Source organism: Bacillus sp. S14(2024) (genome assembly GCF_050473785.1).
Taxonomy (GTDB): Bacteria; Bacillota; Bacilli; order Bacillales; family Bacillaceae_G; genus Bacillus_A; species Bacillus_A yunxiaonensis.
This window is the reverse complement of the sequence record NZ_JBFLUP010000006.1, coordinates 3,754,256-3,778,184: the sequence shown is the minus strand read 5'-3', so window position 1 is coordinate 3,778,184 and position 23,929 is coordinate 3,754,256. Positions and strand designations below refer to the sequence as shown.

General features: G+C 35.5%; 19 protein-coding genes. 12 read left to right on the top strand and 7 right to left on the bottom strand.

Annotated elements, in window-relative coordinates; all coding sequences use genetic code 11:
• Positions 1 to 20 precede the first annotated feature (20 nt).
• Positions 21 to 965: a 3'-5' exoribonuclease YhaM gene (yhaM, locus tag AB1279_RS19185; RefSeq protein WP_429751724.1), complete on the top strand. Its 945-nt coding sequence runs from the start codon at positions 21 to 23 to the stop codon at positions 963 to 965.
• Positions 966 to 1,040: 75 nt separating this feature from the next.
• Here the strand turns inward: yhaM and AB1279_RS19180 are convergent, their stop codons facing one another.
• Positions 1,041 to 2,432: an MFS transporter gene (locus tag AB1279_RS19180; protein WP_429760427.1), complete on the bottom strand. Its 1,392-nt coding sequence runs from the start codon at positions 2,430 to 2,432 to the stop codon at positions 1,041 to 1,043.
• Between the two features lie 66 nt (positions 2,433 to 2,498).
• A complete protein-coding gene (locus AB1279_RS19175) occupies positions 2,499 to 2,972 on the bottom strand; it encodes a DinB family protein (RefSeq protein ID WP_429760426.1) in 474 nt (157 codons plus the stop codon).
• A 69-nt stretch (positions 2,973 to 3,041) separates the two neighbouring features.
• On the opposite strand from AB1279_RS19175, the gene AB1279_RS19170 reads away from it, so the two are divergent.
• Both AB1279_RS19170 and AB1279_RS19165 read left to right on the top strand, forming a co-directional pair.
• Positions 3,042 to 3,752 carry an ArsR/SmtB family transcription factor gene (locus AB1279_RS19170; RefSeq protein WP_429760425.1) on the top strand — a complete coding sequence of 237 codons (711 nt, stop codon included), beginning with the start codon at positions 3,042 to 3,044 and terminating at the stop codon, positions 3,750 to 3,752.
• A 206-nt stretch (positions 3,753 to 3,958) separates the two neighbouring features.
• On the top strand, positions 3,959 to 5,941 hold the full coding sequence (locus tag AB1279_RS19165; protein ID WP_429760424.1) for a methyl-accepting chemotaxis protein: 1,983 nt from the start codon (positions 3,959 to 3,961) through the stop codon (positions 5,939 to 5,941).
• A gap of 754 nt (positions 5,942 to 6,695) precedes the next feature.
• Here the strand turns inward: AB1279_RS19165 and AB1279_RS19160 are convergent.
• The gene (locus tag AB1279_RS19160; protein WP_429760422.1) at positions 6,696 to 7,178 is read right to left on the bottom strand and encodes a CcdC protein domain-containing protein; all 483 of its coding nucleotides are present in this window, start codon (positions 7,176 to 7,178) and stop codon (positions 6,696 to 6,698) included.
• A gap of 348 nt (positions 7,179 to 7,526) precedes the next feature.
• On the opposite strand from AB1279_RS19160, the gene AB1279_RS19155 reads away from it, so the two are divergent.
• Positions 7,527 to 9,110 carry a phospholipase C gene (locus AB1279_RS19155; protein WP_429760421.1) on the top strand — a complete coding sequence of 528 codons (1,584 nt, stop codon included), beginning with the start codon at positions 7,527 to 7,529 and terminating at the stop codon, positions 9,108 to 9,110.
• Between the two features lie 175 nt (positions 9,111 to 9,285).
• Here the strand turns inward: AB1279_RS19155 and AB1279_RS19150 are convergent, their stop codons facing one another.
• On the bottom strand, positions 9,286 to 10,047 hold the full coding sequence (locus AB1279_RS19150; protein WP_429760420.1) for a glycosyltransferase: 762 nt from the start codon (positions 10,045 to 10,047) through the stop codon (positions 9,286 to 9,288).
• A gap of 397 nt (positions 10,048 to 10,444) precedes the next feature.
• Here AB1279_RS19150 and AB1279_RS19145 point away from each other — a divergent pair, with 397 nt between their 5' ends.
• The 6 genes from AB1279_RS19145 to AB1279_RS19120 all read left to right on the top strand — a co-directional run bounded on the left by AB1279_RS19145 (position 10,445) and on the right by AB1279_RS19120 (position 17,560).
• Complete coding sequence (locus AB1279_RS19145) at positions 10,445 to 12,844, top strand: immune inhibitor A domain-containing protein (RefSeq protein ID WP_429760418.1); 2,400 nt, start codon at positions 10,445 to 10,447, stop codon at positions 12,842 to 12,844.
• Positions 12,845 to 13,134: 290 nt separating this feature from the next.
• Positions 13,135 to 13,335 carry a sporulation YhaL family protein gene (locus AB1279_RS19140; protein ID WP_154711726.1) on the top strand — a complete coding sequence of 67 codons (201 nt, stop codon included), beginning with the start codon at positions 13,135 to 13,137 and terminating at the stop codon, positions 13,333 to 13,335.
• Positions 13,336 to 13,686: 351 nt separating this feature from the next.
• Positions 13,687 to 14,487: an ABC transporter ATP-binding protein gene (locus AB1279_RS19135; RefSeq protein ID WP_429760416.1), complete on the top strand. Its 801-nt coding sequence runs from the start codon at positions 13,687 to 13,689 to the stop codon at positions 14,485 to 14,487.
• A complete protein-coding gene (locus tag AB1279_RS19130; RefSeq protein WP_429760415.1) occupies positions 14,472 to 16,349 on the top strand; it encodes a hypothetical protein in 1,878 nt (625 codons plus the stop codon). Before AB1279_RS19135 ends, AB1279_RS19130 begins: the two co-directional genes overlap by 16 nt.
• A gap of 83 nt (positions 16,350 to 16,432) precedes the next feature.
• Entirely contained in the window at positions 16,433 to 16,810 is a 378-nt protein-coding gene (locus tag AB1279_RS19125) for a hypothetical protein (RefSeq protein ID WP_429760413.1), read from the top strand.
• A 192-nt stretch (positions 16,811 to 17,002) separates the two neighbouring features.
• Entirely contained in the window at positions 17,003 to 17,560 is a 558-nt protein-coding gene (locus tag AB1279_RS19120) for a cysteine hydrolase family protein (protein ID WP_429760412.1), read from the top strand.
• Positions 17,561 to 17,742: 182 nt separating this feature from the next.
• On the opposite strand, the gene AB1279_RS19115 is transcribed toward AB1279_RS19120, so the two are convergent.
• The gene (locus tag AB1279_RS19115) at positions 17,743 to 18,102 is read right to left on the bottom strand and encodes a DUF4440 domain-containing protein (RefSeq protein WP_429760410.1); all 360 of its coding nucleotides are present in this window, start codon (positions 18,100 to 18,102) and stop codon (positions 17,743 to 17,745) included.
• Positions 18,103 to 19,300: 1,198 nt separating this feature from the next.
• Here AB1279_RS19115 and AB1279_RS19110 point away from each other — a divergent pair.
• On the top strand, positions 19,301 to 19,828 hold the full coding sequence (locus AB1279_RS19110) for a GNAT family N-acetyltransferase (protein ID WP_429760408.1): 528 nt from the start codon (positions 19,301 to 19,303) through the stop codon (positions 19,826 to 19,828).
• Between the two features lie 73 nt (positions 19,829 to 19,901).
• Here AB1279_RS19110 and AB1279_RS19105 read toward each other — a convergent pair whose 3' ends face one another.
• Together AB1279_RS19105 and AB1279_RS19100 are read right to left on the bottom strand one after the other, a co-directional pair.
• Entirely contained in the window at positions 19,902 to 20,774 is an 873-nt protein-coding gene (locus tag AB1279_RS19105; protein ID WP_429760406.1) for an RNA polymerase sigma-70 factor, read from the bottom strand.
• 17 nt (positions 20,775 to 20,791) lie between these two features.
• Entirely contained in the window at positions 20,792 to 22,075 is a 1,284-nt protein-coding gene (locus tag AB1279_RS19100; protein ID WP_429760404.1) for a phytoene desaturase family protein, read from the bottom strand.
• Between the two features lie 393 nt (positions 22,076 to 22,468).
• Between AB1279_RS19100 and AB1279_RS19095 the strand changes: the two genes are divergently transcribed.
• Entirely contained in the window at positions 22,469 to 23,719 is a 1,251-nt protein-coding gene (locus AB1279_RS19095) for an esterase-like activity of phytase family protein (protein WP_429760403.1), read from the top strand.
• Positions 23,720 to 23,929 lie beyond the last annotated feature (210 nt).

Genomic DNA, 23,929 nt, shown 5'->3' with positions numbered 1-23,929 from the left:
ATGACGGTGGAGGAAAACATATGAAAAAGAAAATTGCACAGTATGAAGTTGGTGAGCAAGTCGATTTATATTTAATGATTAAGTCGGCAACAAAAGGAATCGCAAGTAACGGAAAACCATTTTTAACAGTCATTTTGCAAGATCAAAGCGGTGACATTGAAGCAAAGCTGTGGGATGTATCACCTGAAGTAGAACAGCAATATGTAGCGGAAGCAATCGTAAAAGTAGCTGGAGATATTCAAAATTATAAAGGCCGTATTCAACTTCGCGTAAAACAAATTCGATTGGCAAATTCGAATGAGGTAACGGATATCTCGGATTTTGTGGAAAAGGCGCCACTCAAAAAAGAAGATATGGTTGAGAAAATTACACAGTACATATTTGAAATGCGTAACTCTAATATTCAGCGTATTACGAGACACTTGCTGAATAAGTATCAAAGTCAATTTTTAGATTACCCAGCCGCAACGAAAAATCATCATGAGTTTGTATCGGGACTTGCGTACCATGTTGTATCCATGCTTGACTTAGCAAAAGCAATTGCGACGCTATATCCGTCTCTTGATAAAGATTTATTGTATGCGGGTGTGATTTTACATGACCTTGGGAAAGTAATTGAATTATCAGGTCCAATTTCAACAACGTATACGTTAGAAGGAAACTTGCTTGGTCACATTTCCATTATGGTCAATGAGATTGGCAAAGCAGCAGACGAGCTGCAAATTGAAGCAGAAGAAATATTAATTCTTCAGCACATCGTCTTATCCCATCACGGCAAAGCAGAGTGGGGCAGTCCGAAGCCGCCGCTTGTAAAAGAAGCAGAGATTCTTCATTACATTGATAACTTAGATGCGAAGATGAATATGATGGATCGTGCACTGAGCCGTACAAAACCAGGTGAATACACTGAGCGTGTATTTGCGCTTGATAATCGTTCGTTTTATAAACCGACGTTTCATAATTAAAAGAGATGGAAAAAGAGCCGAATTTATCTTGGGATAAATTCGGCTTTTCATTGTTAGAAACTACATTTTTATATTTTAAGATTTCCGATAGCCTAAAAAACATAGAAGATTACATAATAGTAATCCTCCTGCGATGTACCACGAATATTGGAAAGCTTGAATAAGTTTATATGTTTCCATGTGACTTTGTGAACTCATACATGTTGCAGAAACTGCAGCACCAAAAGCAATTGCGACGTTTTGTAACATACGTTGTACAGCTCCAATCGTACCTTGTTTTTCTTTGGATACAGACGCCATAACTGATGCAATATTAGCTGGTTGAAATATCCCTCCCCCGATTCCATATAGAAATAATAGGCTAGCGATTATATACGATGACCAATGGGCTTGAATAAAACTTAATCCAACAAGTGCTATAACCATTACACATAAACCTATTTTCATAGGTAAGTTTGGCCCATAACGTTCTATGAATTTTCCTGCTATTCGCGAGAATATTACTAAACCAAGAGGAGCTGATAATAAAACAAATCCTGTTTGCCAAGGAGCCAATTGCGTAAATGCTTGTAAGAAATAGGGTGGAATAATAAAAATAATTGCTGAGGCCACCCCAAAACCTACTGTTGCAAATATCGGAACTATAAAGTTTGAATGATGGAATAAATGTATATCTATAATAGGGTGTTTTTCTTTGGATTCATGAATGATGAAAATACCTAATAAAATAATGGAAATCATGATGTATCCCCACGTAGATATACTTTTCATTCCTACACTTGATCCATGCGATAAACTAAAAAGTAACAGCAAGGCACTTAAAGTAAAGTATATATTTCCTAATACATTGATAGGTGATGGATGTGTTTCTTCTTTTATAACCCGAGAGGCTTTGTAACAAGCCCAGAATCCAATTAAGCATAATGGAATGTTAATCCAAAAAATCCATCGCCAACTCCCAAGCGAAATGAAAAATCCTCCTGCAGTGGGGCCTAAAATGGGTCCTAAGCCTATCATTACTCCTAAGGTACCTAATGCATGACTGCGATTCTCAGGGCTGACAAAAGTTGTAATGAGAGCTGCAGATGTAGCTTGTAAAGCAGCGGCACCAATTCCCTGGATGGCGCGAAATACAAGCAATTGCCACATTTCTTGAGATAAACCACATAATATAGAACTAATAAGGAATATGAAAAGCCCCCACAAACATATTCGAATTCGGCCTACGCAATCACTAATTTTTCCAAATAAAAGGATAGTAGCACTAAGTGCCATCACATATATGGTTACACTCCATGCTGTTATAGCTACTGTTGAATGAAATTCCTTTTCTAAAAATGGTAAAGCAACATTGATAATACCGGTATCTAAAGTTGATAAAAACATCCCAATACCAGCTGTCAAGATTACCATTTTCTCACTAAAAAGAGAAAGGGCACGATTTACAACAATATTTATGTTATTCATTAAGTTACCACAACCTTTTTACTTACTCTAAGCTTGATGGTAATGGAGATCAATCTTTATTTAGGGTTAATCCCATATAAGGGGTCTTTCCAACTCTACCATTCGTAAGTATTGTAAAAACTGACCTGTATGAACAGCATCATGATAGGCAATTCTTAAAAGCATGTCACCCAAATATCGTTGGTAGCCTACATCACTTCTATCAATAAGTCTTGATTCTAGTTCCTCCGCTGATATGGATTCAACATATTCTATAAAATTGTCAAAATACGATTGCGATAACTCGATCTCTTTTTCAACAGAAGTGATTGGTTCTTTATCGTATGGGGTATGTATTTCGGTCTTTATTGATCCGTTGTTCCTTAAGAGCATATGATAATGGAAACTTGCACTCCACACATGACGAATCATCTCCCCAAAAGACATTGCTTCGTTGTCAGGTTTCCAAGAAAGCAAGCTATCAGGAAGAGACCTCCACAGTTTGATAGAGCGCCTTCTTGTTTCCTTTAAATTTAATATACAAAGCTCAATTGCATTCATGATAAACTCCTCCTTGCTTGTGGATGTAAGATAATTGTATCAAAGGAATAATTAGGGTATCATCGAAATATGAATGTATATCCAAATATCTCATATATAGCAAAACTAATTGCTGAACCTACAAGAGCAATAATTTTAGAGTGTTTAATGAATGGTCAGGCTTTACCAGCTAGTGAATTAGCATATATGGCAAAAGTGTCACATCCAACAATCAGTTCCCATCTTTCTAAATTGGTCGAGGGTAATCTCCTTCATGTTGAACAACATGGTAGACATCGGTACTATAGACTTGCTAATCAAGAGGTAGCAGAAGTTCTTGAAAAATTAGGCACAATTGCACCAACTGTTCCGGTTCGCTCTTTGAGGCAGTCCAATGAACTAAAAAAAGTTCGCACTGCTCGAACATGTTATGATCATCTTGCAGGAGAGCTCGGTGTAAAGATAGCTGAGGGACTAATTGATAGACAACTTCTAACTTTAGAAGATGGAGAATACGCTGTGACTGAGCAAGGGAAAAAGTGGTTTTTAAAGTTTGGGATTGATATCGAAAAGGCTAATACAAAAAGGAGGATATTTGCAAAGCCTTGTCTTGATTGGAGTGAAAGACGTTACCATATTGCAGGTTGGTTAGGATCTGAAATAGCCAATCTTTTTTTTGAACAGGGATGGATTACAAAAGAAGAAAAAAGTCGGGCAGTCCATCTTACAAACAGCGGTAAAAAAGCTCTGCAAGATCAACTCGGTATTGATATAAAGAAGAACGAAAATAAGTCTGTTTAATTCTATTAGCCCGTCAAGTGACGGGCTTTTTCATTGTAGAATGAACCATTAACCATATTTTTCAGAAAATATTTTTATATATTTATCTATTGATTTATTATGATTAAATATGTAATATCTGAAAAGAATTCCTTTGCGTTCTAATCAAAAGAAGAGAATCGTATGTTATATATTTGAAAAAATAAAGTGGAAGGTGGTTTTTAGATATGAATCATTTATTCAAACGGTTTAGCAATATTGGTATAAGGAAGAAATTAATTTTATCTTTTTTAATTATTTTAATTGTACCTGGATTTATTATTGGCAGTGTGTCCTACCAAACTGCAAAAGAAAATTTTAAAAATCAAATTACTGCAAAAGCAAATGAAAATATTGCTGTTTTAGATACTTTTATTACTCAAAATTTAGCAGCAAAATTTGTGGATGTGTCTCACTTTGCCGATATATTAACAGAGGATACATATCAAGGAGAAAAAATAGAAAACGTAAAAACACAGTTCTCACAATATAGCAGTATCCATCCTGAAGTCGAAGGAATTTATTTTGGCACACAAGATGAAGTGTTTGTAAGAGAGCCTTCTATTCAAATGCCTGAAGGGTATAAACCAACGGATCGCCCATGGTATAAAGATGCCATGAAAGATGGAGATAAAGTAATTGTTACGGCACCATATGAGTCTTCTTCTACAAAAAATATGGTAGTAACGATTGCGAAAAGGACAAAAGATGGAAAAGGCGTTGTCGGAGTTAACTTAAATCTTGCTAATATGTCAAAAACTACAAAAATGTTTAAAATTGGAGAAAAAGGATATGTAACAATTTTAGATCAAAATAGACAAGTTGTAAGTCACCCTACTAGAAAAAGTGGTTCTAAAGTTACAGAAGCTTTTATTAATCCAGCTTATGAGAAAGAGCAAGGGTATTTTTCATACAATGATAAAGGAGACAATAAGATACTTTCCTTTAAAACAAATAATAAAACAGGCTGGAAATTTATCGGTGTTATGTATGAAGATGAAATTACTAAGGCAGCTGAACCAGTATTTTATAAAACGTTAATTGTAGTTACAATCTCTGTATTGCTAGGTGGCATACTCGTGTATTTCATCACCAAATCAATTACAGGTCCGTTAAGAGCGATTGTTGTTTCTGCACAAAAAATTAGCCAAGGTGATTTAACAGAAGAAATTGCGATTCATTCTAACGACGAGCTTGGGAGATTAGGAGCTTCCTTTAATGAGATGGCGGCTTCTTTACGCAATGTAATTTCAAAGATGAGTAATTCCGCAGAACATGTTGCTGCTTCAGCAGAAGAGTTGACTTCAAGTGTACGACAAGCAAATGAGGCAACAGATCAAATTACGCTTGCGATGGAACAAGTATCGAGTAGCGCTCAATCACAAAGTCAAGGAGTAGAAGAAGGTGCTGCACTATTACAACAAGTAAATACAGCTATTCAAAACGTAACAGATAGCTCAAAAGTTATTTCTAGTTCTTCAGCATATGCAAGGCAAAAGGCAGAAGAAGGCGGAGAATTGGTACAGCAAACAGCGAGTCAAATGCAATCGATTCATCAGTCTGTTTCACAATCTGATACTATTATTAAACTATTGGATGAAAAATCAAAACAAATTGGTGCTATTTTAGAAGTGATTCAAAATATTGCACAGCAAACAAATTTATTAGCTTTAAATGCAGCAATTGAAGCAGCAAGAGCTGGTGAACAAGGACGTGGATTTGCGATTGTAGCAGAAGAAGTTAGAAAGTTAGCAGAGCAGTCAGGACAATCATCAGGAGAAATTGCAAAACTGATTACAGAGATTAAAGATGATATAGAATGTACAGTACAATCTATGGATGAAGTGAAAATAGAAGTACAATCTGGCCTTGAAGCTGTAGACAAAACAAAAACAAGTTTCGCAGACATTTTGAATGTTACAAATGATATCGTATCTCAAATTAATCATATGGCAACAACAGCAAAACGCATGTCAGAAGATGCAAATGAAGTTACGGATGCAATTGATGAAATTGCCGCAGCCGCAGAAGAAAATACGGCAAGTATGCAAAATGTTGCTGCTTCTTCGGAGGAACAAATGAACTCAATGGAGGAAATTAGTTCTTCCGCTCAAAATTTAGCGCAAATGTCAGAGGAATTGCAACTTATGATTCAAAATTTTAAATTATAATATACTAGAAGTAAGGTAATTATCATTGCCTTACTTCTTTTTTGTTGTTAGGGACATCGTCATCAAACCCAAAATGCAAAAAAGAGCTGAATTCCCATAGACAACTATGAAAGACTTTTTTAACAAAGTGAACAAACTCTCTAAAAATTAGAGAGTTTGTTTTTTGACTATCAAGTTCAATAATCATTTACTTTTTTTAAAAACTGATAAAATCATTAAAACTGCTACAGACAACATACTTATACTTAACAAGGCAGGGTAATATGCAGGTGGTGATTTATCGGGTTGTTGCATACAACTATATGAAACATAAATAAGCATTAATGGAAAGATAATACTTATTATCATTACCATCGCTTTCACCTTAGAAAACATTATTAACACCTGCCTTTTTTTATCATTGAGAACGCATATAATCATATATATTCGGAAATTTTGTACTCTAAGCGAATTTCAACTTAAAAAAGTCGAATTCCTGTACCTTAAGAAACAATTTGAATCCTCCAGAACAGAACGAATTAGATTTAGATGAGTTACAATTCTATAAATCCAGGTAATACTCCTTTTTTATAACGTTGTATATAATCTTCTTCAATATCGGCAATAACTCTTTTAAAATAAGCAAGGCAATCTCTTATAAGAGATTGCCTTGCTGTAAGCTTTATAGAAAAAGTTCAATTATTGTGTACTGCTTTAGATTTAGTTCCTACGAGATGTGTTTTTTGCTAGTTGTTTCTCTTACTCTGAATACAGGCTATTGGATACTAATTTGATTCTTTAATTTAAGAATCCTTTTAAATTTCATATAACAAGCGATTCTCCAAGGAATCAAATAACAAATTACAATTAAGAATATTAACATATTGAGTGTACCTGGATTGATGGTAGAGAGGTGTTGACGAAAATAATATCGTAAAGCAATCATAAGTAAAAATGTTACAATAAAAGCTGGGCTTTTTTTTGTATAAATGAAACCATCTTCTCGTATTTCATAGTTTGATAATAGAATAAGAGGTATTGAGAGAAGAACTCCTAGAAGAATACTGATAAAGATTTGAAGATATGTTGTGTGACCTGGGTTAAGAAAGAATACAAAACCTGGAATTAAAAATAAGAGCGGAAAGAGTATTCGTTTTCCATTTCCTTTAGTTGGCTTGTGCATAGAGCGGACTCTGCGTAATAAAATAAGAGCACCAATAAATAAAAATAAAGAAGTAGCAGGTATTACAGGTTGCATAGATAACTTTCCTCCATAAATTTCAAAATAATACATTTTTATATTATCATAAATAAATAATGTTGTTAAACTATTGTAAAGTGAATGTATAATTAGCCTAAATTAATATATTATTGTTATCTATATTATGAAAAAATGCTATTCTTTCTGTATATTTCTACGAAAAGAATAGCATTTTTTCGTTTTATAGATACAATTTCGCTTTAGCTTGATGGCCATGAATTGTGACCTCCAATAGTTGACCCATGGTATTATTTTTTACAGAAAATTAATATTATTTAAATATCTGCTTAATGATGTAGGCCTACTATTATTATTGTTAAAAATATTTTAGTGGAGCTGAGAGTAATGAAGAAGAAAACAGTAGCAGGTCTTGTTGCAGGCAGCGTTGTGGCGTTGAGTTCCATTTTTGCAGGATCTACATATTCACTCGCATTTGCTGATCAAAAAAAGAACAACGATACTATAGTTTCGAAAGAAAAGAAATCTGTCGAAACAACAACACCAATTAAACATGTAGTTGTTATATTTAGCGAGAATGTTTCTTTCGATCATTATTTTGGTACCTATCCAAACGCGAAAAACCCAGCGGGGGAGCCAAAATTCCAAGCAAAGGCTAATACACCTTACGTCAACGGATTGACGAATGAACTCTTAAATCATAACCCGAACCAGTTTAATCCGAAACGTCTCGATCGTTCTCAAGCGGTGACGGATGATATGGACCATGAATACACGGATGAACAAAAAGCGTTTAATGGCGGGAAAATGGATAAGTTTGTAGAGTATACTTCTGGTGGATCAGATAAGTCTTTAGTCATGGATTATTATGATGGAAATACGGTAACTGGGTTATGGAACTACGCCCAAAATTTTGCTATGAGTGATAACTCATTTGGTACAACTTTCGGCCCATCAACTCCAGGTGCACTTAACCTAATTTCTGGACAGACTCATGGAGCAGCAGGATACGAAAACGGCCAAAAATTAGGGGATATTGAGGATAACGTGGTCAATGGAACTGTCATAGGTGATCCGGATCCTTACTTTGATAAAGCTTCAAATCCGAAACGGGCTCAAGCTGAACTAAATGGAAAAAATATTGGGGATTTATTAAATAAAAAAGAATTAACTTGGGGTTGGTTCCAAGGAGGGTTTCGCGATACAACTGCACAACATAAGAATATCGCAGGTAAATCCGTCACAGACTATAACCCGCATCACGAACCATTCCAATATTATAAATCTACTTCAAACCCAGATCATTTGCCGCCTTCTTCAGTTGCTATGATTGGCCGCACCGATCAGGCGAACCATCAATATGATTTGGATGATTTTTGGAAAGCGGCGGACACTGGAAATCTGCCAGCAGTAAGCTATTTGAAAGCAGCAAACTATCAAGATGGACATGCTGGATATTCTGATCCGTTAGATGAACAACATTTCATAGTGGATACGATCAATCGTATTCAAAGTTTACCAGAATGGAAGGATACAGCGGTTATTATTGCTTATGATGATTCGGACGGTTGGTATGATCATGTGATGCCTCAAATTGTAAATGGATCAAATGATGCTAAAACAGATGCCTTATACGGACCTGGTGACGCTGGGAAACCGAGACTTGGCGAGTATCTAAATCGTGCAGGGTATGGCCCAAGATTACCGCTTTTAGTTATTTCTCCGTACGCGAAGAAGAATTTTGTAGACCATACATTGACGGATCAAACCTCTATCTTACGTTTTATTGAGGACAACTGGAACTTAGGAAGAATTGGTGATCACTCTTTTGATGCTATAGCAGGTACTTTAAACAATATGTTTGATTTTAAACATAAGCCTAACAAGGAGAAGCTATTCTTAGATCCGATCACGGGTGAACGAATAAATCATAATCAATTTGATAAACAGCATGATGATAAACAAAGTTGACTTACTCATAAAAAATAGACTGCGAATTGATGAATGATTCATATTTGAAGATTAGATGAAAAAAAGACAGTTAAGACTGTCTTTTTTTGTTATTTGTATGTAAATTTCTATGTTAAATTTTTTTATCTTGTTTCACTAGTTCATTTGATGATGATTTGTTTAGGAATCTTCACAGTTATCTTTCTTGGTTATCATAATATGTTTTATCTGCGTATTTTTTATCATTTCCTTTTAGATAGGCTAAGATTATTTTTGGATTTTTAAGTAAAGCCCAGTCTCCATATTTATCAAATCTTCTACTTGAAGTTATCATTCCATTTTTAATTGTACCGAATTTTTTATTATTTTGCTTTCCCCATTTTTTTAACCGTTTAGCGAAATCTGCATCTTCTGCCATAAGCATGTTTTCATTAAATCCGTTAATTGCCATAAAGTCTTTTCTATAGCACCAAAAAATCCCTACAGATATAGCTCCATACTTAAAAAGAAAGGGGATTATTATTAACATTGCGGAAACGAATATTCCTAAAGATATTCTTTCAAACTTCCCAGTTACCCCGCCACCAATGTATTTACCTGAAGCTAAATATTTGTCTACATTAGACAACATAGACTCTGTCATTTGGGTATCAGCGTCTATAGTAATGATTATTTCTCCGCTAGCTATTTCGGCCCCTGCATTTCGGATTTTGGATAAGTTTTTATCGTTATTTTTTAATGTAATACAGTTATACGACTTTGCTATTTCCTCTGTTTTATCTGTGCAACGATTTAAAACAACTATGACTTCAGTTTGATCTTTATATGCCTCTGATGCTTTTGTAATTGAATCCAAACATTTTCTAATGTACTTTTCTTCATTATGTGCAGGGATTATAATAGAAAACTTCACATCTTTTTTAAAATTGACTCCTGAAGATTCGTTTGTTTCAGTCATAATACTCACCCCTTTATATAAAGTTAATATTTACTATATATAACATATATTAACATGTATAGGGTTGTATTATGGAAAATGAAAGTAAACTATTATACATTAGTTTACTTTGGAGATGAAAAGCTTTTTCTATTTTGTTGGTTGAGGCACGATTTCCGTCAAGATTTTTTGTAAAAGAAAAAGCCGTTACTACTTTTGAATAACTTATTACTCAGCCCCGCAAGTAAAACTGATTTAAAACAACCCTCATTTTTTGAATTATTTTGTTATCTTAATATAAAATTTACCTTTTAATTATCTGTATATTACAAAAATATTGAAAATTTCACCAATCGATAATAATATGTAAATATCGACAAAAAAGTCGACAACTTATACACGATAGGGAGGAACTGCGTTGAAAAAGAACAGAAAATTAAAAACTTTTTCAGTGTTGGCAACAGGGGCTTTGCTAAGTTCTATGTTTGCCTTCGGTGGTCATTCTGCTTATGCTGAATCATCATCAGAGCCATCTAGTTTCATAGATGAGCATTTAATACCGGAGGAACGTTTGGCGAATGCGTTAAAAGAACGCGGGATTATTGATCCTTCTGCATCAGAAGCAGAAACGTCAAAGGCTGTAGAAAAATATGTAGAGAAAAAGCAAGGCGAAAATCCTGGAAAGGAAACAACGCCAGAAGACAGCCTTACTCAGGAAGCTACTGATTTTATGAAAAAAGTAAAAGATGCGAAAATGGAAGAGAAAGAGAAAGAGAAACAGCATCAGTCAAAGAATGGTCCATTAGCTGGGCAAGTGCCTGGATTAAATGGAAAGATACATGGAAATGGTAAAGTGCCAACGTCTTCTGCACAGCAAGCACAATATAACGGGCCTGTTCGTAAAGACAAGGTTCTTGTGTTACTTGTAGAATTTAGTGATTTTAAACATAACAATATCGACCAAGAACCAGGATATATGTATGCAAATGATTTTAATCGTGAGCATTATCAAAACATGTTATTTGGCGATGAGCCATTTACGTTATTTAATGGCACAAAAATTAAAACATTTAAGCAATACTATGAAGAGCAATCAGGCGGCAGTTATACAGTTGATGGAACTGTAACGGAATGGTTAACTGTTCCGGGGAAAGCTGCAGATTACGGTGCTGATGCTGGAACTGGTCATGATAATAAAGGACCTTTAGGGCCACGTGATTTAGTAAAAGACGCGTTAAAAGCAGCGGTAGCAAAAGGAATTAATTTAGCTGATTTTGATCAATATGACCAATACGATTACAACGGTAACGGTAATAAAAATGAACCAGATGGAATTATTGATCATTTAATGGTTGTTCACGCTGGAGTTGGACAAGAAGCTGGCGGCGGAAAATTGAAAGATAATGCAATTTGGTCTCATCGTTCAAAACTTGGATCAAAGCCTTATGCAATTGCTGGAACGACATCATCTGTACCAAACTGGGGCGGAAAGATGGCTGCATACGATTACACAATTGAGCCTGAAGACGGTGCAGTTGGTGTATTTGCTCATGAATTTGGTCACGATTTAGGTTTACCAGATGAGTACGATACAAAGTATTCAGGACAAGGTGAGCCGATTGAATCTTGGTCTATTATGAGCGGCGGTAGCTGGGCTGGAAGAATTGCAGGAACAGAACCAACTAGTTTTTCTCCGCAAAACAAAGAGTTCTTCCAAAAGAATATGCAAGGGAACTGGGCGAATATTGCAGAGGTAGACTACGATAAACTTGGCACAGGTATCGGATTTTCGACGTATTTAGATCAAAGTGTTACAAAATCAAAACGTCCAGGAATTATTCGTGTAAATTTACCAGATAAAAAGTTGAAAAATATTGCACCTGGCTTTGGAAAGAAATTTTATTATAGTACAAAAGGAAATGATATACATACAACATTAGAGACGCCAGTATTCGATTTAACAAATGCAACGAATGCGAAATTTGATTACAAAGCATTCTACGAACTGGAAGCAAAATATGATTTCCTTGATGTATACGCGATTACAGAAGATGGAACGAAAACAAAGATTGATAGAATGGGCGACAAAGATATAAAGAATGGCATGGATACAACGAATGATCAGTGGATTGACAAGTCTTATGATTTAAGTCAATTCAAAGGTAAGAAAGTAAAACTACAATTTGAATATTTAACAGATGTTGCTGTAGCTTACAGAGGCTTTGCGCTTGATAATGCTACTTTAACGGTAGACAATAAAGTTGTTTTCTCTGATGATGCAGAAGGACAACCGAGCTTTACTTTAAAAGGATTTACTGTTTCTGATGGATTTGAGCAGAAGAAAAATAATTATTATTTAGAGTGGAGAAACTATGCAGGTTCTGACGAAGCGCTGCAATATGGACGCGGTCCAGTTTACAATACAGGACTTGTTGTATGGTATGCAGATCAAAGCTTTACAGATAACTGGGTTGGCGTGCATCCAGGTGAAGGATTCCTTGGAGTAGTAGATTCTCATCCAGAAGCGATTATTGGAACATTAAATGGCCAACCAACTGTGAAAAATAGTACTCGTTATCAAATTGCAGATGCTGCGTTCTCGCCTGATCAAACACCAGCGTGGAAAGTAAATTCCCCAACGCGCGGAATCTTTGATTATAAAGGATTACCAGGTGTGTCTAAATTTGATGATTCTAAATCATATATGAACAGCGTAATTCCAGATGCAGGACGAAAACTTCCAAATCTTGGACTGAAATTTGAAGTAGTAGGTCAAGCTGATGATAAGTCAGCAGGGGCGGTTTGGATTCATCGATAAGGTGAAACTCTCCTTAGAAAGTTATTAGTTTACTATAATTCTAGAAATAAGAGTAGTTATTTCAACTACTCTTATTTCTTTTGTTTTCGTACTTACAACTAGTTTTATCCCACCTTAATGGGCAGTAAGATCCTCGCCGATGGAAGTCTCACTTCACAGTTGTGTATGATTCACATTATGTTACGGGCAATATATAAGACAATCCAAATTAAATATGGTAGTCATAAAACCTTCCTTTCATTCATACAGTGAAACTAACAAAGCTTGTCTTATGAAAGGAAGGAATTTGAATGGAAACTTTACCATGGTGGATTTATCTTATTATTATCGGTATCGTTGTGAGCGGTTATATGGTCTTATATACGTCGAAAAAAGAACAAGAAATTGATAATGAGTTTATTGAAAAAGAAGGCGAAATATATATGAGACGTTTAGCAGAAGAACGGGAACGACGTCATCAAGATAAGGATGAGGATTCTGTTTTGCTGTAATAATCGTATATTAGAGGGTGAGTAGCCGAACGAACGGTTGCCATCCTTTTTTTATGGTATTTGTGAGATGAATGCATCAATGTTTTTTATGATATATCCGCGATTCTTTACAATTCTAATGTCCGCTAATGCTTAGTGCATCTTTTGGTTTCCTTGCTATATACAGTTCTGAACTATTGTTAAAAATAACCATTTATACTAAAATTAAACTATGAAACTGAAAAATAAACAACTCCAAAAAATAGACATTTATTCCGCTATTCGCGGGCAGTAAGTTCCCCATCTCTATGTAAAGGAGCTCGATTGCTATCCATCGAAAAGAAATAAAATCTTGAAGGAGGAACTAAGGCTATGAAAAGCTCTAAATCAATATCATTGGAATCCACATTTGATGAATCCTCTCCAGCGCTGCAGCTTCTTAATTTGTATAAACGATTCGGCGATTCAATTGCAGTCAATCATATTGACTTAATGGTACCAAGTGGCTCATTTTACGGAGTGGTTGGACCAAATGGAGCAGGTAAGACTACTTCACTGTCAATGGCTGTAGGATTACTAAGACCGGATGGTGGGGATGCTAAAATTTTTGGTGTCGATGTCTGGAAAAATCCAACGCATGCTAAAATGCTGGTTGGCGTATTGCCAGATGGGCTATCTATGCCAGAAAGGCTTACTGGACGCGAACTATTAACATATATAGGGTTATTGAGAGGGATGGATGTCAAGGAAGTGGCTCATCGTACAGAGGAACTACTTACAGTACTGGAATTGAATCATGCTGAAAAAACGCTAGTTATCAATTACTCTACTGGAATGCGTAAAAAAATCGGGCTAGCTCTTGCACTTCTTCATGCTCCAAAGTTGCTTGTTCTTGACGAACCATTTGAGGCTGTAGACCCCATTTCTGCAGCTACTATTAAAAAGATTTTACAGAGATTTGTTGCTTCAGGTGGTTCTGTAGTATTCTCTAGCCACGTTATGGCGTTGGTTGAACAACTGTGCGACCACGTTGCCGTTATCACCAAAGGGCGTGTGGTTACGTCAGGAACAATGGATGATGTTTGTGGTGAACAAAGTCTTGAAGAAGCGTTCGTTCGGTTAGTAGGCAGTCGTACCGCTCTAGGAGGGGAATTGTCTTGGTTAGTGTATTAGTCCGAATGAAGTTAACGATACTTAGGCATTCGATGAATGGAGGTAGAGCCGTCCTCCTGATTATGGGTGGATTATTTGGCCTATTACTAGCGATTGGAACTGTCCTGCTTTTTGCTTCTACTAATCCTACCGTATCGAAGGATATTCTCTACATTGTCTTTGCAGTATGGACTATCGGCTGGATAATGGGACCGATGCTCACCGGTGGAGACGGGCTATTACGTCCGGAATATTTCATGTTACTCCCACTTAACTCGTATAAACTGGCTAGGGCATTACTTGTTGCAGCTTTTATAGGATTAGGACCACTAATTAGTCTAGTAGCCTTTATGGGTCTTTTATTGTACGCAGCACATCTTAACCTGGGGGCAATTATAGTTGCTGTTCCGGCAATTATTTTACAATTAGTCTTTGTAGTGCTGCTATCAAAAGTAGTGATTAGTATCATGGGCGAGACCATGAAATCTCGGGTCGGTATGGAGATTGGAGCGATGCTCATTGGTTTTGTTATAGCGTTTTTAAACGTGGGTTGGTATGCACTTCCTGCCATCAACTCGATAACAATAAAAAAATTTACTATACTGTACATCTTCCCGTCGAGCTGGGCGATACTTGCTGTAGAGCAGGCTAGTCAATCAAATTGGGTATTAGCTTCTGTTTCTTTACTTGTGCTAACCATACTTTGCGGACTTCTGTTTTACATATGGGCGAAATTATTGACAAGAAGTACAACGACAAATTTTACAAAAATAAAAGGTTGGACTACTGCGAAAAATCATAGGAACGCTCTCCGAATCCTTCCAGAAACTAAAATAGGAGCAATAATGACTAAGGAACTACAATGTTGGGAAAGAGATCCACAGCGTGGTCGTTTCCTCCGGATGGGTCTATGGACAGGGCTGTTCTATGGCTGCCTAGTTACGATTGCTGGTATACCTGGCTTAATGCCGTGGGCAGGAGTCATTATGATTGTTTTTACAAGTATGTTTGCCTGTAATTTATATGGTTTTGATGGGAGTGCATTGTGGCTGACATTGATGACTCCTGGTGCAGAACGGATCGATGTACGCGGTCGACAAGGAGCTTGGTTATTGGTTGTCGGTCCAGTTGCTATTGTAGCGACAGTTATTTTCACCACGTCTAGCGGACTCACTTGGGTTTACCCATGGGTGTTCGCATTCATTCCTGCATTACTGGGCGGGGCTGCAGGTCTTATTGTATTGTTATCGGTATTTAACTTAATCCCGATAACAGATCCGCAAAGGCGGGGGCGTAGTACGATTGTATCCGGTGACGATATGAATGCTGGTAAAATGTTTCTAACAACTTGGCTTATGATGGTGATGGTGCTAGCAACTGCTATACCTGCTTTGGTAGTTGTATGGATTGGGACATTGCTTCATTTAAACCTTTTACAATGGATGGGTGTACCTACTGGTATTTGTACTGGAGCGTTTTTTGCCTGGTGGTTTGGCCGCATTGCTTATGTAAAGCTTGAATCAAGTGGCCCTGAATTACTAGCTAAAATGAAAAATGGCATGGGAACTCAGCGAGAGGATCGTGAAAAGAAAGTACAAAATAAAGCGACTGAATTACCTAAGAAAAAACTTGCTGTTGTTGCACTTCTTGTGTTTGTAGGTATCTTTTTTTTAATTCATCAAAGTATAGTACCATTCGTTTTTGAAATACTTAATATAGATGAAAAAGTACGTCTTTTCTTTCTTCCGCGTTATCTTCCACACATAGCTCGAATTCCTGTAATCATTGTATTTGCTGTATTAGGTCTAGCTTCTTTGTATAAGGCTATATTAATCAAGAAAAAACATGTAAAAGAACATCAGAAAGTAAACGGTGGTATGTAAATTGTGATTTTTATAAATTCATTCGAGTTAATAAAATGATAGCATTCAAAAATGAAAGGCAATTGTATACAGGAGGTAATGATTTGAAAGGTAATCTTAAAAATTCAACTATTATTGTTGCAATTTTTACTATAATTGCTTGTGAGATTGCATTTGCTTTATATGATCATTCTTTTTCTTTAGATACTATATATTTTACGATATTTTTAATTTGTATCTTTCTTCTTTTCGGAACACGTATTTCTAAAAATCAAGAAAAAGGTTCACCTCAAAAGAGAAAACGTATTGCAGTAATATTTTGGCCATGTATTGTATTGTTAATTGTGATATTTATCATAGTAAGTCTATTAAAAACAGGGCATGTATCTATGAAAAGTTTAATTGCATTTACATGTATGGTTCTATATGTAGGATTTGTTATTATAGGCATTGTATCGAGAAAAAATAATATGAAAAATTAATTTAAATACATTGTTTAACTTTAACTATTGATGAATTACCTTGTATGAATGAAAGTCCTTTCAGATTTTTAGGGGGCTTTTCTGTATTTCTAGATGTACGGGTTATCAAAACATATGTAAGTTAGTTGAATAAAGGTATTTACGATATTAAAATAAAGTAATAATTGGAAATTTTCAAAGGGAGGAAGTTTCATGAATAATAATAAAGCTTTAATTATTGTAGATGTACAAAAAGCTTTTCATGATAAAAAATGGGGAGAGCGAAATAATTTAAACGCAGAAGAAAATATTAGTAAGATACTCCAATTATGGAGGGAAAAAGGATGGACGGTAATATATATACAGCACGAGTCTGATAATCCTAATTCCGTATTTTATCCGAAGAATGAAGGATTTGCTATAAAGGAAATAGTTAAACCAATTGATGGAGAAGTAATTATAACAAAGAAAGTAAATAGTAGTTTTATTGGTACTAATTTAGAAGAGTTTTTAAAAGAAAATAAAATAACAACAGTTGTCATAACTGGTTTAACTACACCTCATTGTGTATCTACAACAACAAGGATGAGTGGTAATTTAGGTTTTCATACATATCTAATTTCGGATGCAACAGCGGCATTTGGTATGAAGGATCAAAACGATAAATATTATGATGCAGAAACTATCCATAATATATCTTTAGCTACATTGCATAATGAATTTGCAACAATACTTACAACAGATGAATTAATAAATGATTTTATCAAATAAATTTAAGTGACAAGATACGAATATTATTAATAGACAGACAAAAAGAAAGAGTGTATTTTGAAAAAAATTGTTCAAAATACACTCTTACAATATTTTATGCAAGTATTCTTTTATAAAAAAATGTAATCGTTTTTTGTATTTCTTGTTCAACTAACAAACCCGTTTGTTTAATAATACTGTTATTATGATTTTGTTGGAGTTCCTTGATGGAAAAACATTTGCCATCTTCCATCTATCAATTTCCAAATGGAACTACGTAAAGTATTCTGCATTCTAGTTTCATCTTTTATACGATATGTCGCCAACACCGTATCTTCTGATAAAGGGTATATTTCAAAATCAGAAAGAGTCATTTCTCTTACACTAAGTCCCTCTCCACCAACCGCATCCTTTTTATACCAAACATTCCCCGAACTCCCAAATTCAAAAAAATCATCCGTAAGTAATTTGTCTAGTTCTGCTGGTGATGTACGAGTTTCAGGTTCTAACAACTGTTGCTCTAGTTCACATAAATGCTTTTTTAATACAGATTGATTTTTCATTTTATCCCCCCTATATGTTTATTATTGTACCAATTTTTTCTTGTTCTCGTTCAACTACACTATCCTTTAGTGTAATAAGAAAAGAAAAGTCCTGCATTTTCAATACAGGACTTTGATCAAAATTTTTTATAAACAATTAGACTTTATTTAATGTACAAATATGTAGGGTTATGTTACTTGTAAATGTATAAAGTGTATATTTTTTTATTTAGCTATTAATAAGTTTATATATTAATAATAGTGTAAGAACTGTTCCTGTAAGAAACATGTAGTTAGGAAGAAATTTTAATACCCAAAGAGAAGTCATAATTGTAGAGACTAATAAAAAAAGGTAGCCATTCTTCATGTTTGAACTTTTTTTTGTTAAGTAGAACAATTATATATCCTATTAAAGGGATAACTAAGCATAGCGTATATAAAAATTTGTCTCGTAAATACCATGGTTTTTGATTCATATTTTTCTCCTATATAAATTCAATCATATTGTATGTATGTGAACCAACAAAGTTAATTCATGTAGAATTCGCTTTGCTTTAAATCATCATTAGAAAAATACCTAGACTTATAGTTAGTAAAGATCTCCCAAGTCGAATGATCCAGAATGGCACAACTGTTGTTTTTATAGATATACCATATTTAGAAAATCTGAAACAAAGACTTTTATACATATCAAAACCACCAATAATGATGAGAAATATACCAAGTATATAAGAAAATGAGCTCATAATGTAATCCTCCTCATTCTGTTTGATAGTATGGTTTATCCCGCATTAACGGGCCACCTCAAGATTCAGAGAAAAGCGTTGTCCAGCTCTAGCGGCTAGAATCTCCGGTCGTTTCGCCCCCTCGGACGAGGCAAAAAGCGCCTCTCTGTCGGGTGCTCCAACGTCCTGCGATTCTGGGCGAGCCGCTTCCGCTTTTCTACAGAAGGTAGGTGGGGGATAACTGCCCGTAAAAGCCCGATTGGTGAGAGCTTTCCATCAGTTGGAGATGAAAAAACTCTCCACTGATGGAAGTTTCACTTTATTATTAAATTAACATAAATTGTAATTTTTAGGAAGGTGTTGAACTGCTGATACATGGTGCTATGTGAACTAAATACATGTGTTATCACCATGTATTTGTATAATATGATAAAATTTAACTGGTAAGATTTTGATAACTTTTATGTGATTATTATATAAAGGGGTAAATATTTATGAATATTACAATAAACGGACAAACAATCAGTACAGATCGGCTTTATATGAGACAAATAAGCTTAGAAGATATTGATGATATTTATGAAATTGTTAAAAAGGATGAAGTAGGCAAATGGCTTGCCTCTTCTAAAGGAATGACTAAAGAAGAAACAAAAATTTATGTTGAGAAATTTGTGAATCACTGGAATCAATATGGATTTGGGGTATGGGCAATATTAGATAACGTTACAAAGAAAATGATAGGTCATTGCGGATTAAGGTATATAGATGAAAAAGAAGAAGATATTGAGATTATGTATCTGTTAGACCCTGAATGTTGGGGGAAAGGTTATGCAACAGAAGCCGCAAATGCATCTATTCATTATGCTACTCATTCAATGGAAATTAAAAAATTAATTGCCAGAATTAAAGTTGCAAATGCTAAATCAAGTAAAGTATTAGAGACACTTGGATTTGAATTTACTTGTAATAAGGATTACCCAGGAAAACAATTATCACATTATGAAATGAAATTAGGATTGTAAACAATTTTTAAATATAAAATGAAGAAAGGAATCTTTTTATGGATTCCTTTTTATTGCTGTTTTGGATAACCCTTTAGATATTTTCGTTTAAATGGCTAAGCTTATCAGGATTCGCCACCATATAAATGGAATTGATTTTCCCTTCTTTAAACTCAAATGAAACTACGTAGGCCAGGTAACCGTTAATCATAATAACAACTCCTGGTCCACCGTTAACCCTTTTAAATTTGAACAAAGCACCTTCAGGTAACTTTTTAATTACATTCAAGAATAGGTGTGAAATTCGATCCGCAGTATAAATAGGTTTAAATGCAGTTGTAACTTTCCCGCCACCATCTGCATAGAAGATTGCATCTTTCTGCAGCATTTGAAGCATTTCTGAAATTTCACCGTTTTGCAATGCTGCAGTAAACCTTTCTACATAGTTACTAAATTGTTGGTAATCTTGTTGGTAAACATTCGGTTCATATACAAGGCTTTTCTTTGCTCTATGAAATATTTGCCGACAGTTTGTGCTGCTTTTATCCACCATAGAGGCAATCTCATTATATTCGTATTGAAAGACTTCTCGTAAAAGAAACACCGCTCTTTCAACTTCAGATAACTGTTGCAACAACATTATATAGGCGGTGGATAAAGATTCCTTCATAAAATATGAATTATCCGGATCATCAAGGTAATCTTCCACAATCGGTTCAGGAAGCCATGTGCCCACATAAGTTTCTCTCTTGTGGGCAGCAGACCTTAAGTGATCAATACAACAATTGGTCGTAATTTTACACAAATAGGCTTTTACGCTTGTAATGGACTTGGAATCTTTAAGTTTTGCAAAAGTAACGAATGATTCATGAACAATATCTTCTGCATCCATCACACTCCCTAGCATTCGATATGCTAGGGAAAAAAGCAGTGGCTTGTAATCTTGATAAATTTGTTCTAATTCCATCTTCTTTTTCTTCTGATTCATATTAACACCCAATCTTTTTTCAATATGTGTAACGCTGCACGTTTCGCGCTTGCAACAGCTGCATCGACCAATAATTCCTCGTCTCCTGCCCAATCACCTGCTATATAAAGGCCCTTTATTTCCGGAACAGCTGGACCTGGTTTTTCCGTTCTACCGGTATGAGGAAAATTATGCACAACGGTTATTTTAGGTAAATATTGCTGTTCGACCACTTCTTGTCGCCAGCCTGGATGAAGCAAATCCATTGTATGTTCCAATTGCTGTTTATCTGTTCGGGAATCTATTGAACTTCTATTCAAATCATGATATTTAACCAAGGAAACTACTGATGTTCCGTCATTACTCAGCTTTGCGGCCCTAGATTGATTTGTAAAGAAGATAGGCTGGTCAAGTCCTAGCACAAATTGATGATTTGTATTTGGTAACGTCTTTAATCCTAAATCGTAGCAGGATGCGGTTACAGGAATCGCTTCCTCCTTCCAACGATACAGCGAGGTTTTTTCAACATGGGGTACAAGGCGACATGCCTCGTTAGGAGGTGTTGCAATGATCACACTTTCTACATCAAACGATTCTCCATTCGTACAATTCACTCGTTCAACCTGCCCATTATGGTCAATACTATTCACATTCATAGATTCAAGAAGTTTAACACCGAAACTGACAGCTTTAGACCTTAATTCGGTTACAATAGATTCCCAGCCATTATCGACATAGAGAACACCTTCTTTCATAACCATCTGGATCTGCCTCAAAACTGGACGAGCTAGCTGTAAACTTGGAGCATATGTTAGAGTGGTTAATCTACATAATGCATAAAAGAAGTGGCGTACCATTGGATCAATGATTTTTCTTTCTGCCCAAGCTTGCACGCTTTCATTTGAAACCGAATTTACATCCATTTTACTGAGATGAAACATAAGCTTTGCAAGACGGACCTTCCCTAAACCATTAAGAAATTGCGTCGAAAATAAGGAACGTAAACCCAGCGGTGCTTGATAAACCTCATTTTTCCAAATAGCATATGCATCCGCAGACGGTTCATTTCCCTTGATTGTAATCCCGAGTTCATCAAATATCTTCATTGCTTCACCACCTTTATATAGGGCATGTGCACCTAGGTTCATGAGAACGCCATTTTTATTAATGGTCATTGACCGTCCTCCGTATCGGTCTGATTTCTCAAGCACCACTACTTTCTTACCTTCCTTTGCTAGAAAAAGAGCAGCTGTTAATCCAGCAAACCCACCACCAATAATGGCGACATCAAATTTATTCATTTAAATTCCTCCTATTCTTTTCATTAATCAAGACGGATAGAGGGGTTCAATTGTGACAAAAAAACTTAATTTATGAAAACCTTTTTTTAGCCGAATATACGAACCAGTTTACCTGTGGGCTATATTCATTATTGGACATATGGTGGCACAATTCGCAGATGCTACCTTTACTAAATAGTTATTTCATAATTTAGCCCTTTAACGGAATAACATGACTGGCGTTCTTAAACATCTTTATTGCAAATGTAACGATTTTATTTAAAATTTTGACAATTATTTACCTTTTTTTAATAGTTTCTTAAATGGAAATTCATATCCGAGTGTTATTTTAGAAGGGTAATTTTGTATGAAGGAAATAGTGATGTATAAAAATAAGCATAGGAAAGGGAGAGTATGATGAAAAAACTTAAGTTTCCTAAGTATTTTAACGTTTTAAGTGTGGGTGCATTAAGTGCTTGTCTCGCTTTATCACCTATTACGATTCATGCTGCTGAGCAACATGTATCACAGGAAAATGATGACCATTCTAGCAAGGAAAAGGATGGTGTAAATAAAGTAAACGAAAAACATTCTGTTAAGAGTCTAAGGTTTATTGGAGAGAAGCAAATTCCGCTCAATGAGAATTTTGAAGGAACTACTGTGGGCGGTCTTTCAGGGCTTAGGTACGATTCTAAAAGTGACACATGGGTCATGATAAGCGATGACAGATCAAGTTATAATCCTGCGCGTTTTTATAATGCTAAGCTCGACTATAATCTCAAAGATTTTCATTCTGTTCAATTGACGGGAGTAAATTTTTTAAAGCAAGCTGATGGAAGTGTTTATCCGAATCAATTACAATACCCTACTCAGGGTGGAGAAGTTCCAGATTTTGAATCCATAGAAATTGATCCGTTAGACGGGAGTATTTGGTATACGAGTGAGGGTGATCGTTCTCTTGGCTTAAATCCGTTTGTGAAACATGCCACTCGTGATGGACAATACTTGTCTACATTGCCTCTGCCGGAAATATTTAAAGTATCGCCAATAAAAGAGAATGGATCACGTAATAACTTGAGTTTTGAAGGTTCTACGTTTGCACCTGACGGTAAGTCGCTATGGGTTGCAATGGAAGGTCCATTATATCAGGACGGGCCTATACCTACTACAAACTCCGGGGCACTTTCACGAATCACTCAATACGATCGTAAAGGGAATGTACTAGGACAGTACGCATACCCTGTTGATCCAATTCCAAAAGCGCCAGCGCCTGGCAAATACGCAGATAATGGCGTGTCAGAGATTCTTGCGGTAAACAACCACGAGTTATTAACAATTGAACGCTCTGGTGTACAAGGTGCAGATGGAAGCTTTAAAAACTATATTCGTATTTATGAAATTGACCTTAACGGAGCTAGTGATATTCGTAATATAGATTCGTTACAAAAAAGTAAATTGAAGCCTGTTAAAAAGCGTTTAATTCTTGATTTGAACACATTAGGTTTATCTAAACTTGACAATATCGAAGGCATCTCTTGGGGGCCTAAACTTGCAAACGGGAACGACAGTCTTGTATTAGTTTCAGATAATAATTTTAACTCTAGCCAAGTAACACAATTCCTAGCATTTGAAGTATTGTCAAAAAAGGCACCTATCAAAAACTGACGGCGTACATAAACAGGTGTCGATTTTTTTCATCCCCCACTCATGGAAAGCTCTCACCAATCGGGCTTTTACGGGCAGTTATCCCCCATCTCAATTTTCTCTGAATCTTGAGGTGGGGGTCTTACTGTTCCATTAGAAAAATGATATGTTATGTAAATCTCACATAAATATGATATACAACATTGTATTTTACAGACAGTTTAACTTATG